Raw genomic sequence first — 12,495 nt, 5'->3', positions numbered from 1 at the left:
CTCGGACCTGACCTTCCCCATCCACCCTCTACCTCTCTCACCGAGGCGCTAGCGCACATGACTTGATTTTGTTCTTGGTATGTTCTATTTTGTGAGACAAGCCAGAAAGGGAGTTCTTCGATGGAAAGCACCACCTTTGCCCTGCCCGCCACGCCCAAGCAGCTCGCCTATGCGCGGTCCCTCGCGCAGCGCAACGGGACACTCCTGCCGTGGGAAACGCAACAGGATCGGCGCGCCCTGAGCGCCTGGATTGATGCTCAGGCCAAGAGTGCGCCTGTGCCTTCAGACAACCGGCCGACCTCGAAGCAGGTCGCCTTTGCCGAGAAGCTCGCCAGGATCAAACGGCGCGCCGTCCCGGACGAGTGCTTCCGCGACAAGGGGCTGATGTCGAAGTGGATCGACGGGAATAAGTGACCCTGTCCGTCAGAGGTATTCGATGTCCTGGCGTGCAAGCGCGGCAAGTTTGGACAAGCCGTTTTTGGTAAGGTCCAGCAGGAACTCCGAAGACGTCATGGGCGGATTGCCATAGCGTCGGCGCACTTTCCTCAAGGCCCGAGCGCCGCCCTGCCGAAACAGCGCATAGGTATTTGCCAACATGTCGTCAGCGCTGAGGGCTTCGATGTCATAAGGCGCAAGTTGTTGAGATGGAAAGTCGCGCAGGTTTTCCGTGACGATGACCTGCGCAGAACAACGGATTGCCGCCGCCAAGACATGGCGATCATCAGGATCCGGCAATTCAAGGCCAGCGATCAATGGGCGGTGCCCTTCCACGAAGCACTCCTCGAAATGTTCCCGGATCGCCGCTTCCTGCTGGCGTACACTCGCCTCAAGATGCGGCTTCAGGCGGATCAGGTTGCGCGTCCATTCATCAATGATTTCATCGGTCAGCCGCGCGCGGAAAAGGCCTTCCTGCGCGAAGGTGAACAGAACGTCCCTGGTTCTGAAAGGAAAAAGCACATTGGCGTCAAGCACCACCACAAACGGGTTGGCGACAAAGCTCATCCTTGGTCAAACTCCTGACCCAACCGCGCCAGGTCGGCCAAAGCCGCTTCCTGCTTCTTGGCCTTCTCGTCGCGATAACGCATCAACTCGTCAATGCGTACCCGGCGGTGCGATCCCACCTGCTCGAATTTGATATCACCGCGCAGGAGCAGCTTCGTCAGGTAAGGTCGAGATATGTTGAGCATGTCTGCCGCTTCCTGCGTCGTCAGCATCGTGCCCACCGGCACCAGTGTGACCATATTGCCGTTGCTGACATGGCCCAGCAGTTCGATGATCAGTTGGCCGACGGCAGGCGCGATTTTGACGGCCTCACCGTTCTCGCCCGAAACCTTCAGGCCGCCATCCAACTCCATGGCGACCGCGATCGCCGTCGCGGCGTGCGCCGCGCTATCAATCTCGTCGCGCGTAGGCGGCCGTTCCATCAGCCCCCTGTCTTCGGTCGTGTTCTCCGTCTGAGCCATCGGTTTCTCCCGTTTTCCTCCCTGATATACGCTCGAGTTGCGATCCCTCAAGTGAAATAACAGAAATAAGTGTAACAACTGAAGTTGACTGCTGATCAGTTGGCACATAGCCGCGTCCAGATTGCCAGATCGCGCGTGCGCACAAGAAGTCTGAGTGAAACCGATCCCCACCTCTGCCCCGAGAACCGTACAGCCAAGTTCAAGCGGTTTTGGGCGGCAACCCAGTTTGGATCAGACAACAGCCGCAATCGAGTAGTGCGGTGTCCCATCCCACACAAGATCCCAAGACGCGCCCGGCCGGACGTTCTGAATTGCGTGGGGCTCGAAGCAGACCAAGCAATTCCCGCCAGGTGCAGGAGCCCGGACCGAAGGATAAATCAATCCCTTGGATCCGCCCCGACGCAGATGCTCGGCCAGGCTTTGGCCCTCGGGATACCCGACAGCCGTATCCGGATGCAGCGCCGGATGACCTGCCTCATCGGTCATATCGTCGAAGACGCCGATGAAATCGGCAAGCAGTTCCACGTAGCGGGCGCTGTCGTGGAAGCTGCCGGTAAAGCCGAGTTCGCGCGTGCGGTGCCAGGCCACTTCGCTGACGGAAACCATCACATCCCATGCGCAGTACCACGCGCCGCGCTCCTCGGTGTTGAAGCGGTTTCCGCCGGCGCGGGTGTAAGTGAAGGCGGCATTAACGTGACTGTCCCCATAGATGCGCAGATCGCGGCTGCGGCGTTGCCAAGCGAGTTCGCGCGGGTCCAGATGCGGGTTGCGCCCGCGTTCGGCCTGTAGACGTCCACTGGTCAGGCCCTCGATCTCTGCCAAGATCTCCATCTCGTCATCGGTATCGACGAGACCGCGCAGCGATGGTGGCTTGTGGTAGGTGGCAGGCAGGAGCCGAACGAGACCGCGATCGGAAATCTCGGTATGCTTCATGCCCCACCACGCAACGCATCAAGATAGGTCCGAACCGCGAGGATCTGCGGCAACCCCCCGTCGATGGCGGTGTCGACTGGTCGGCCGCCACCAAAGAGCGGCCCCTTATTCGGTCGGGTGAACCAGCTTCTTGCCAGTGTCTCCGAGAAGTAGAGCTCGAGCGACTTGTAAATGCCGATGACCGCGCTCAGCCGCAGCAGTTGATCCTTGGTCAGTTCCCCCGCGAAACCCGGCTTCTTGGCGCGCTTCCATGTGCTCTCTGACATGTCAGCAAGGCCAGCCGCTTCCTTGAGGCTGAGACCCCAGGCATCGGCCACGCGGGCATAGGCTTTCAACGCGACGGCGTTGATCTGTGCGGGTTCCCGGATTTTCTCAGCAACGTACATGGCGTTCTCCATTGACCTGAATATAGATCATATGGACTTTCTGTAAAGACCACATGAACCTTACAGTTGATCTTTGTTAACCGAACCGCCGCCCTCCTTCCGTGAACGTATACGCGCCCGCGATGATCCCCTCCTCGATGGCCTCGTCCGAGGTGAGGTGGTCGTATTCGGCCTCAAGCTGGCGGTAGAGCCAGCGGGCCAAATCGCGCAGCGCCTCGGTCACGATGTCTTCCGCGTCTTCGGTCGGCGGCTGCCAGGTCGGGCTGTCGCGCGTGACGTCCACCGACATGCTGTATTCGTGATAGTACCGGCCACGGTGGCTGGCCTCGGCGGCAAGTTGATAGAAATTCCGGCGCTGAATCGCCTGCAGCCGGTCGGCGATGTTGTGCAGCGTCTCGTCCGTCGGCGCGTGACCACGGATGCGGGCGGACGCGCCTTTGGCGTGACGGAGGTAGCCTTCAAAACAGGCGCCGTCCCCTTGGCTCCAAAAGCCGGAGAACCAAATGCAGGGCTTGGCCCGTGTGCCGCCGCCCATCAGGCGGACGGGCGTGGTCTTCAGGGTGATGCCGAGGATCTCACAGACCCGCTCGAAATCCTCGTAAACTGCATCCCACCAATCGTCATGCGGGCCAAGTTCCCGATACCAGCTGCGCGCCCTCTCCTTGGCAACATCCGAGAGTTCCGTGAACTGATAGACCGTCGTGTAGATCGTCTCAGGCATGGGCGTCCTCCCCGTTCAGCGCGGCAGCAAGCCAGTCCTGCGTAGTGGTCCAGCCGATTGATTTGCGCGCACCAAGGTCGATGACATGGGCACCGCCCCCGAAGGCCCCGAGCCTCGGGCGGGAACAGGTCAGGGCGTATTCGAAGCTCCAGAGGCCAGAGAGGTCGAGCAGGTCAGCGAGGTGCAGGATGAACTTGATGACCGCCTCGACATCGCCCGTGTCGCTGTCGCGGATCCAGAGCCGCGATCCGGTGGCGTCATCCAGGATGGAAAGGTCGAAGCCGCAAGATAGGGACTCGGAGGTCTCGAAGGCCCGGTTTCGGAAGGCGATGAACGCCTCGTAGCCTTGCGCGGCGCGCTCGGGGTCGCCGACATCGATGAAACAGGAGAAATGGGTGAAGTGATCTGCCATGGCAGCCTCCGTGAAGGGGAAAGCCCAGCGGGTAGGCTGGGCATCTGGGTGTAGATGGGTATTGGTCGCGGGCTACGGGGCCTGCGTGCCGGGCTCGCCCTGAACATCGAGGTGGACGCAGCGTGCGGTGGCATCGAAGCACAACGTGCCCATGATGCCCGGCATGTCCTCAAGCAGATCGAAGACCAGTTGTTCGGCGACCTCCGGCAGAGACAGTATGCGGGGCTCGATCTCCGGATTGTCCCAAGTCACGGCCAGGTAGGGTATCTGGGCCGCAGGGAACGACATGACGGTTGGCCCGGCGAAAGCGGTGACCGCGTGCACGTCGCATGCGCCCTCTGTCTCGCGAAAATCCGCGACGACATGGGTGATACCTGCCGATGAAAGTGCCGCAAAGAAGCGGGTCTTGTTGGTCTTGAGCAGGCGGTTGCGCCGGGCTTCGCGATCTCGCTCGGCAGCGTGCAGCGCCGCGAAATTGACCCGGGACGGCGGCATCGGGGCAACGAGGGTGGGTTCAGACGGTAGCATTGGAGGCTCCTTGAAAGAGGGAATGGATGGGAACCGCGGGCGCTCTCTCGTCCCCGCCAGGTTCACCCCCCCTGCCCTTCTCGAACTCTGGGCCGTCACGCCGCGATCTGCAGGGCCCGCGCCGCGAAGACGCGCCACAAAGGATCGACGAGACGGGCATCCAGACAATCGGCCCGGTGCCGCAACCGCTGTGCAATGTCGTGATCCTGCCAGTCTGCCGCGCGGATGGCCTGCGAGCGGGTCTGGCTCGCCTCGAAGACAACGGCCCGCGCCTCGGCGGCGTTCGAGACCGGATGGCACCAGGCGACACAGCCGTCGCTGACCACCCCGGCCAGAACGAGACGGCTCTCCCGGTCAAGGATTGTCAGTAGGCGTGGCGCGCCGCCCGGGGCGCAATCGTCTGCGTGATCCATTGCGGACTGCATAGCCTCAGCCAGAGTCGCGCAGCGGTCCAGGACCTTGGGTCGGGCCCGAGTGGACATGACTGCCGTAGGCGCATGACAGGCTACGGTCAGCGAGAACGGCAGGCTCGGGTCTGCAACCTGCGTGGCGACGTGCGGTAGCACATCCGCTTGCAGTGGTGATGCCGGGGATTGGACAGGAAGGTCGAACATGGGCGTGTCTCCGACGGCGCGGAAAGCCATTCTTCCCGCTTCAAACCGTCAAAGACCAAACCGCCGCCCTCTGCCTCGAGGGGGCGGTGGTCCAACTGGCGAATGCCGTCAGATCTTGCCAAGCGTCCGCAGGCTCAACTCGGTTCCGGCACCGACGATGACATGGTCATGCAGCGTCAGCCCGAGGACTTCGCAGCCCTTTTGGATCGCCTTGGTCATGTCGAGATCGGCCTCGGATGGCGTCGGATCGCCCGAGGGATGGTTATGGATCAGGATCAGCGCGCTGGCGTTCAGCATCAGCGCCCGCTTGATCACTTCGCGCGGGTAGACCGGCACGTGATCGACGGTTCCCGTCGCAAGCAACTCGTCCGAGATGATCCGGTTCTTGCGGTCCAGGTAGAGGACATGGAACCGCTCGATGTCGCCACGTACGGTCAAAGCGCAATAGTCCAGCAACGCTTGCCAGCTGCTGATAACCGGGTTCCGGCTGAGGTAGCGACCGAGGATGTCGCGAGCCTCGAGGACGATGGTTTCTTCTTGCGGGGTCATATCGGTCTCACTGCAATGCGTACGCGCCCGCCCTGCCCAAAAGACCAAGGCAGGTGGCGTACATGTGGAAGGGAAATGAAGCGACCGCCGCATTGGCAGGCGGTCGCCGTGACGGGACTTCGCGTCAGCCAACCCGGTCAAGCAGCTTTTTGGCCCGACCTTCCATATCGAGGCGCGCATCCTGCTGGGTCTTGTCGCGCGCAAGCCGCGTGATCCCCTGCACAAAATCAAAGATGCTCTCGGGCGGGCGGCCTTCTTCCATCAGCACCTTCTCAATGATCTTGCCGGACTCGGCCTTTGAAAAGCCCCGCTTGCGCAAGAAATCCGCGCGATCCTCGTCGCTGCGCGCCACGATCTGCTGCCGCGCCGCCTTGATCCCGTTCATGAACCCTTGCGGCGAAGAATTGGCAAAACGCGTCAGCGCGGGTGCGGCCTCATGGGCGAAGCGCGAGGCGGCGTATTTAGAGTGGCGGATCTTGATCTCCTGGAAGTCCTCGACGCCCCACAGGTTCCGGTTCTGGCACACCGCCCGCAAGTAGAAGCTCGCCATGCCGAGCGTCTTCGCGCCCACCTCGGAGTTCCAGCAGTAAAATCCCCGGAAGTAGAGATCGGGAGAGCCGTCCGCCAGCTTGCCCGCCTCGATCGGGTTGCGATCGTCGACCAGGAACAGGAAGACGTCGCGGTCCGAGGCATAGAGCGTGGTCGTGTCGCGGCTGATTTCGACGTCGGGGTTGTAGACCCCGGTCGACCAGTCGAGCACACCCGGAACCTTCCAGCGCGTGTCGCCCGTGCCATTGCCCGCGATGCGCTGCACCGCCTCGACAAGCTCGAAGTCATGGATGCGGCCGTAGTCGGGGCCGGTCACGGCGCGCAGTTCCGTGCGGCCATCCTCGGTCTCGAAGGTCTTCACCTGCTCGGCGCGGTGGTTGGTCAGGCCGTATTGCAGGTTGATCCCCGCCAACGGTGCGGGAAGCTGCCGCAGGTAGGAGGCCGGAGCGCCAACAATGCTGGCGAGCTGGCCGAACGCCCAATGCGTGGGCGCGACCGGTTCATGTGCCTTCGGCAGCATCAGGTGCAACCGCTCTGGGTTGTCGCGCGCGGCCTCGACCCGGATGTCCGCCGTCTGCACCACCCGGCTACGACTGCGCTCGGACCGACCCTTCACGCTCGCCCAGAGGTCGTCGAGCGACAGATACCGCTCGTCATCCGGCCGATTGAACCATTCGGACGACACCCGCCCGTTCCGCTCGCCCCGGCTCACATCCACTTTCCAGCCACCAGCCCGCATCGGTGCGACCGGATCCAGAACTTCCACAACACCCATCGGTTATCTCCCGTGACAGGCGCCGGGAGCCACTCTCCCAACCCTCAACCCGTCACGGAAAAACCGGCACTCCTCTTACTCTGAAAAGGGCGGATTCCGGACCTTCGCTACGGGGGCGAAATCCAGATGTGAACCTTGGAAAGCAGTCATTCTTGGCGGAACTACTCCCACCCTAACCTTGCCAACCTCGCCCGACGCATATTGTTGATCAAAGGGCCGAGTCGAAGCGTGAGTTTTAGGTGGTCGACGCACGCCATCAAGGCAGAATAAACCTTGGCGAGCCGACGGAGGACGGTTTTTTATCAAGCATGGAAAGGACTGGTCGTTGGGTCACGGGGACAGGCGACGCCGATCCCCGTGCGCGACCGTCGCAGGATCGGATCCTACGCAGCCTGTGTTTTTTGCAGCGCCTCATAGACCGCCGTTTCAAAGGCCATGTAACCGGTGAAAGATACTGCGTCACCGAAGGGCAGGATCTGCGTGGCCCAGTATCCGCCGAAACCACCCGCGCGATCGATCCAGTAGAAGCAGTTGGCGAGGCCGGCCCATCCGATGGCGCCCGAGGGTCGCCCGGTTGGCGCCTTTTCGGAGTTGACCATGAAGGTATAGGACCAATCCTTGGCAAGCCCCGGAAAGAATTCGGCGTCATTGGACAGCGTAGGGATGACGCCCGGCAACATCGTCACCTTTTGCGGTGGTACAAGTGCGCCCTTCACAGCCCATTCGACCGTCTCAGGTTTCAGCACGCGCCCGTTCGGCCCGTCTCCGTCGTTCAGCCACATCCGGATGAACTTCATATACTCGGGCACCGTCCCATAAAGCCCATGTCCGCCCATGTGAACCTCGGGATCATCGGGAAGCGCAAAATCGTCCATCGGGGTCAGCGAACCGTCCTCGCCACGGGCGTGGATCGTGGCCGTCCTGGCCTTCATCGCGTCGGTGCGGGTGAAGGCGATGTCCTGCATGCCCAGCGGATCGAAGACCCGTTCGCGCATCACCTCGCCCAACCGCTTGCCGCGGATGCCCTCGACCACCTGGCCGACCCAGTCGATGTTGGTGCCGTATTCCCAGCGCTCGCCCGGATCAAACAGAAGCGGCGTCTCAATACAGGCACGGGAGCCGGTCACCACCGATGGCTGCCCATGATCGGTTGCCATACGGGCATAGGTTTCATTGAAGAAATCATAACCGAAGCCGGCGGTATGCAGCATGAGCTGCCGGGTCGTGATGTCGCTTTTCGGTGCCCGCAGCCGGGGCCGCCCAGCTTCGTCGAAGCCGTCGATCACCTGCAGCTCGCCAATGGCGGGCGCGTAGGTTTTCGCGGGCGCGTCGAGGTCCAGAAGCCCCTCTTCTACGCATTGAAGGGCTGCCGTCCCCGCGATCGCCTTGGTGGTCGAAAAGATGGCCATAACCGTGTCTTCGGTCATCGCATCGCCGCCAAGGCGCCGCTCACCGGCGGCCCCGGAATAGATGTCGCCGTCGCGGTCGGTCACCATGGCCACCACACCCGGCACCCTTGGGTCACTTGAAACAACACCGTTCAGAATGGTGTCACAGCTGGATTTGAGATCTGTCATCGTCTCCTCCCTTGATGAACTGTCAGGGACGATAGGGCGCGGGTTTTCGACGGTCTGTCCGCGACCGGCAGACACTGTCCGAGATCGGAAGCAAAGTCAGTTCAGGCTTTGTTTTCGCTGTGACCGGGCCAGTGTGTGCGACGGCAACTCCCCAAATCGGTCGCAATAGCGCCCCGCCAAAGCGCCAAAATTGACGAACCCCCAGTCCGCAGCGATCTCGCTAACGGTCCTGTCGCCCGAGGCTGCCAGCAAGTCCGCACGCAGCCCGTCAAGCCGACGCGCGGAGAGAAACGCCCTCGGCGACACCCCGCGGAAGCGCGTGAAGCCGCCAGACAGGGTCCTTGCCGAAACACCGACGCGTCGCGCCACGTCCCCGACGCTGGGGGCCTGCCGTGCCTCGGTCTCGAAAATCTCTTCGGCCTGCCGCACATATCGCGGCGCCGCCGCACGCGCTCCGTCATCAAGTCGAACACCAGCCCCTGCAGCCCATTGGCGCAGAAGCTCAAGGCAAATGATTTCCTCCAAATGTCGTCCCAGCGGCCCGTCAGCGGCAGTGGACCCGGGTTCACTCACGCTCTGCGCTGCATAGCCCAACAGCTTCAGCCAAGCCGAATTCGCTCCCCCGAACTTGATCCGGCTCGTCCAAAGCCGGTCATCGGGGACGAAACCGAACCAACGTTCAGCGGTCTCCTCCATCACCTGATGCGCGATGGTGAGGTTAAGCTGCATGTGGTCGGGATCGCCTTCCAGCCAGTAGTCGGTTCGGGAACAATCGACGACGAAACTGTCGCCCGCCCCGGTTTGAGCCGGCGCGCCCAGACACTGGTGATTCAAGGCCCCGCGCAAGGTGTTAAGCACAAGGATGTTGCCGGCCTCGGGATCAAACTGGTCGAGGTAAATACCGGTGCCATAGGAAAATCGCGTCATCGTCACGCGTCCGGCTCTGGCGGATATCATCGTGGCGTCCGGCCTTGATAACCGCTCAAGCGGTTGTACGCGATAAGGCATATAGACAGACCGGCAGAACTCCTGAACCTCGTCCCAGTCTGCGGACCGCGTTGGGCCTGCATGCTGGATCTGTGCGCCATGCACATCCCTGATCAAAGCTTCTTCCAACATCTGCAACGCCTCCCTACGATGCATCAACCGGATCAGTATAGCACAAAGCCCCCCGGTTGGTCGGGATTTGGACGCATGGACTTTGGTCGCAAACACCGACTTCGTTCGGGGCGGAGCCGTAGCGCGGCGACCAAGCAGCTTGTCATTGACTTGTCCGACCTGCGGCTTCTTAGGCGTGATCTCTTTCTGTCTCACTTTCGACCAAGCCCACCACACCAGTAGGCCGGTTCGTCCAAACGTTTCTCATTTGGCGGCAGCGAATGTCCGGACCCACAGGCCACAACGCAGCGGCGGAGACCGGTGGTGAACGGCAACTTTGGGCCGAAACTACCTGAACCCGGCGGTTGCCCGCCGGGCCCGAGGGGGAGACCCGTTCCTCAGAACGGGATTTCGTCGTCCCGGTCGACCAGCTCGGGGTTTTCGTTCTCGGCCGACTTCGGACGGCTCAGGAAGTCGACCTTCTCGGCGATGATCTCGCAGCCGTAGCGGTCGTTGCCCATGCTGTCGATCCACTTGGTGTAGTGGATGCGGCCGTGGACGAGGACCTTCATGCCCTTTTCGCAATGCTCGGCGACCGTCTTGCCGAGACCGTTGAAGCAGGTGATGCGGTGCCATTCGGTGTCCATGACCCGGTAGCCGTTCTCGTCGCGCATCACACGGCCTTCCGAGAGGCGGGGGCGCGAGGTTGCGAGGCTGAAGGTGGTGATCTTGGTGCCGCTTTGGGCGGTGCGGGTTTCGGGGGTCTGACCGATGTTGCCGGCGAGGATGACGATGTTCTGCATGATAAGCTCCTGTGTTTCCTGTCTTCGGGACCGTCCCTTCGACAAGACCCGGAAGAAGCCCGTCGGATGACGCGTGCACGGTGGACGAAACGGACGCCGGAAACCCCCAAAGGACCTGGGTGGAGCGGGCTGGTCGTGGCACACGACCGACACGGCCAGGGCCGACGCGGGGTTGCGCGCAGGCAGACGAACGGGATTAGGGGATTGTCAGTCGAAGGGATGGCACCAGAAGACAGAGAGGCGCAGGGAGCCCATGCCGAACCCTGTCACCTAGCCCATCGAGACAGGTTGACCCCATACCCAGCTCCGTGGCGGCACCTACACTCACCAAAAGAGTTCTCGCCCCGCCTCGCGCCTTCGCCTCGTGGACGGTGCATGTTCTGTCCGAGACGGACAGCAAATGCCGGGTCCAGTGGACACGATGCACAATCGCCTAAATTCAACCATAACGTGCAGTCGACATGGATACCGAAAAGCTGAAGGTCGACGCCATGGCCGACTCCACTGAAGGGGATCGTCGTATGTTTGGGGGCGACCTCTGGATGCGAAACCCGCAGACACAAAGGTCACGTTCCGACAGGCGCCTCCAATGGCCAAGGGACGAACACCCCGCGCATGTGTCCGCGACGCATGCCCAGACTGAGTGTGGTTCCCCAACCTGCGCAGTGGGAACGGTTTGGTGCGTCCCGACCACCGCTGGTGTTGGCTGCTCTTAACTACACTGCCCTGCCAGCGTTTCCCTAAAGACGACTGCGCGCCTCTGATCGTCGGTGCCGAGGACATGCGGACCGTGAAACCACCGGACAATGGACGTCACGACCAGTGCAATGAACGCCGCGACATCCCGCTGGGCGTCAGAGCAAAAGTTTCGACCGAATTCTGAAAGGCTGCCCAGTGGAGCAGCCGATGCCGGATTCCGGGACGTTGTCCGTCCGAGCCACCGTCCGAGCGACCGGGTCACCCCATCGGGGTGTCCCGCGTCCAAAGGCGCGTCTGTGCCGTGCCTGAGCCCGAAGAAAGTGAGGCCGAAGCCTCACCCGAGTGGGTCGTATTCCGATATGATCACGACCTCGTCTCCGTCGATTTCATCGGCGGGGACGGCACCATAGGTTCCATCACCGGCCTGGAAGACGACGATCGAAACCATGAGCGTGGCGGCGAGGGAGGCGGCGAAGGCGTGAGCATCTTTGCGGGACATCTGTTTGGCTCCTGTCTTGGAGGCGGAGGACCATCCCCCGCGCGACAGGCCCCCGCAGGCCCAAAGACTGGCTGACATCACCGGGTGCGTTCGGCCTCGAAAGTGAAACGTGGCCGAATCCAGCCGGCGGCACGGGCTCGCCCGTAGTCCGACCCCTTGATGTGGGTTGATCTCCAAGACAGGATTTGGGGCAAGGAAGGGAATGGCGAGCGGGGGATGGTGCGACCGCTGACTGGAGCCGGGTGTCCCCCTGATGCTTTCGCTGCCAGCCTCTCGGGCAGGCATTTGGTAGAAGACCTCATTCCTTGTTGGATGGACCCTATGGTGCCCAGCGATCTTGCAGGACAAGGTCTTGATGGGTGAGAGGCCCGCGCATTGGTGGGCCCCTCGGGTTCTACATATGCTCAGGCGGCAAGCTCCGCGCCCCCTGCCCGACCGGCGTCTTCTTCGCCGACAATCTCCAGCCGCGCGTTGCGATGGCCTTCCTTTGAAATCCAAAGCTCGGCAGCCGAAACAGACTCGGCGAGGTGGAGCAGCTCGGTGCACCCGCCGAAATCCAGCAGGACGCGCACCTGTCCGGGCTGTGGTTCCTCAGCGACCTCGAAGGTCAAGGCGCTATCCGCCGAGTGCGTTCGCATGATGGTGACAAGAATGACCCCATCCGAGGAGAAATTCCCCTCGTGCAGCGTGAACGACGCTGGCGCCGTCCAGGTCGGATAGGGTCGCGGTGGCTCCTTCTTGACGAGACGGCCCACGCCGTTCGAACGCTCCCAAGCGGCAAGCTTTTTGGTGAACCGCGCAGGTGGTTTGGGGCTGTAGTCAGTGTAGCGAATGAGCGCCCCGAGGGGCGCGGTGTCGAGAATGGTCGTTGCAGACATGATTCCTCATC

Annotated in this window: 16 protein-coding genes; 1 reads left to right on the top strand and 15 read right to left on the bottom strand. The window is 62.1% G+C overall.

All coding sequences use genetic code 11. The features are described from left to right. Nucleotides 1–120: 120 nt before the first annotated feature. Entirely contained in the window at nucleotides 121–414 is a 294-nt protein-coding gene (locus tag ACP159_RS17635) for a hypothetical protein (RefSeq protein ID WP_425101016.1), read from the top strand. 9 nt (nucleotides 415–423) lie between these two features. Here ACP159_RS17635 and ACP159_RS17630 read toward each other — a convergent pair whose 3' ends face one another. From ACP159_RS17630 to ACP159_RS17560, 15 genes are all read right to left on the bottom strand, one after another. Beyond that, nucleotides 424–1,002: a PIN domain-containing protein gene (locus tag ACP159_RS17630; RefSeq protein ID WP_425101015.1), complete on the bottom strand. Its 579-nt coding sequence runs from the start codon at nucleotides 1,000–1,002 to the stop codon at nucleotides 424–426. Further along, a complete protein-coding gene (locus ACP159_RS17625; protein ID WP_425101014.1) occupies nucleotides 999–1,463 on the bottom strand; it encodes a helix-turn-helix domain-containing protein in 465 nt (154 codons plus the stop codon). Before ACP159_RS17625 ends, ACP159_RS17630 begins: the two co-directional genes overlap by 4 nt. Before the next feature lie 231 nt (nucleotides 1,464–1,694). Then, nucleotides 1,695–2,396 carry an RES family NAD+ phosphorylase gene (locus tag ACP159_RS17620; RefSeq protein ID WP_425101013.1) on the bottom strand — a complete coding sequence of 234 codons (702 nt, stop codon included), beginning with the start codon at nucleotides 2,394–2,396 and terminating at the stop codon, nucleotides 1,695–1,697. Next, nucleotides 2,393–2,794, bottom strand: a complete 402-nt coding sequence (locus tag ACP159_RS17615; RefSeq protein WP_425101012.1) for an antitoxin Xre-like helix-turn-helix domain-containing protein — start codon at nucleotides 2,792–2,794, stop codon at nucleotides 2,393–2,395. The genes ACP159_RS17620 and ACP159_RS17615 overlap by 4 nt, the downstream gene beginning before the upstream one ends. Nucleotides 2,795–2,858: 64 nt before the next feature. Then, nucleotides 2,859–3,503, bottom strand: a complete 645-nt coding sequence (locus ACP159_RS17610) for an antitoxin of toxin-antitoxin stability system (protein WP_425101011.1) — start codon at nucleotides 3,501–3,503, stop codon at nucleotides 2,859–2,861. Continuing rightward, nucleotides 3,496–3,915, bottom strand: a complete 420-nt coding sequence (locus tag ACP159_RS17605) for a hypothetical protein (RefSeq protein WP_425101010.1) — start codon at nucleotides 3,913–3,915, stop codon at nucleotides 3,496–3,498. Before ACP159_RS17605 ends, ACP159_RS17610 begins: the two co-directional genes overlap by 8 nt. 72 nt (nucleotides 3,916–3,987) lie before the next feature. Then, nucleotides 3,988–4,443, bottom strand: a complete 456-nt coding sequence (locus tag ACP159_RS17600) for a DUF6878 family protein (protein WP_425101009.1) — start codon at nucleotides 4,441–4,443, stop codon at nucleotides 3,988–3,990. Nucleotides 4,444–4,538: 95 nt separating this feature from the next. Beyond that, on the bottom strand, nucleotides 4,539–4,856 hold the full coding sequence (locus ACP159_RS17595; protein WP_425101008.1) for a hypothetical protein: 318 nt from the start codon (nucleotides 4,854–4,856) through the stop codon (nucleotides 4,539–4,541). A 309-nt stretch (nucleotides 4,857–5,165) separates the two neighbouring features. Next, nucleotides 5,166–5,606: a JAB domain-containing protein gene (locus ACP159_RS17590; protein WP_425101007.1), complete on the bottom strand. Its 441-nt coding sequence runs from the start codon at nucleotides 5,604–5,606 to the stop codon at nucleotides 5,166–5,168. A 124-nt stretch (nucleotides 5,607–5,730) separates the two neighbouring features. Then, a complete protein-coding gene (locus ACP159_RS17585) occupies nucleotides 5,731–6,930 on the bottom strand; it encodes a DUF932 domain-containing protein (protein ID WP_425101006.1) in 1,200 nt (399 codons plus the stop codon). Nucleotides 6,931–7,313: 383 nt separating this feature from the next. After that, nucleotides 7,314–8,507 carry a serine hydrolase domain-containing protein gene (locus tag ACP159_RS17580; RefSeq protein WP_425101005.1) on the bottom strand — a complete coding sequence of 398 codons (1,194 nt, stop codon included), beginning with the start codon at nucleotides 8,505–8,507 and terminating at the stop codon, nucleotides 7,314–7,316. 96 nt (nucleotides 8,508–8,603) lie between these two features. Further along, nucleotides 8,604–9,626, bottom strand: a complete 1,023-nt coding sequence (locus ACP159_RS17575) for an AraC family transcriptional regulator (protein WP_425101004.1) — start codon at nucleotides 9,624–9,626, stop codon at nucleotides 8,604–8,606. A 377-nt stretch (nucleotides 9,627–10,003) separates the two neighbouring features. Continuing rightward, a complete protein-coding gene (locus ACP159_RS17570; RefSeq protein WP_425101003.1) occupies nucleotides 10,004–10,408 on the bottom strand; it encodes a single-stranded DNA-binding protein in 405 nt (134 codons plus the stop codon). A gap of 1,033 nt (nucleotides 10,409–11,441) precedes the next feature. After that, complete coding sequence (locus ACP159_RS17565; protein WP_425101002.1) at nucleotides 11,442–11,606, bottom strand: hypothetical protein; 165 nt, start codon at nucleotides 11,604–11,606, stop codon at nucleotides 11,442–11,444. A 404-nt stretch (nucleotides 11,607–12,010) separates the two neighbouring features. Continuing rightward, nucleotides 12,011–12,484 carry a hypothetical protein gene (locus ACP159_RS17560; protein WP_425101001.1) on the bottom strand — a complete coding sequence of 158 codons (474 nt, stop codon included), beginning with the start codon at nucleotides 12,482–12,484 and terminating at the stop codon, nucleotides 12,011–12,013. Nucleotides 12,485–12,495: the final 11 nt, after the last annotated feature.

The organism is Tropicibacter sp. S64, from assembly GCF_049803835.1.
Lineage (GTDB): Bacteria > Pseudomonadota > Alphaproteobacteria > Rhodobacterales > Rhodobacteraceae > Pacificoceanicola.
The sequence above is the reverse complement of the archived record's forward strand: the minus strand, read 5'-3'. Positions and strand labels throughout refer to the sequence as shown.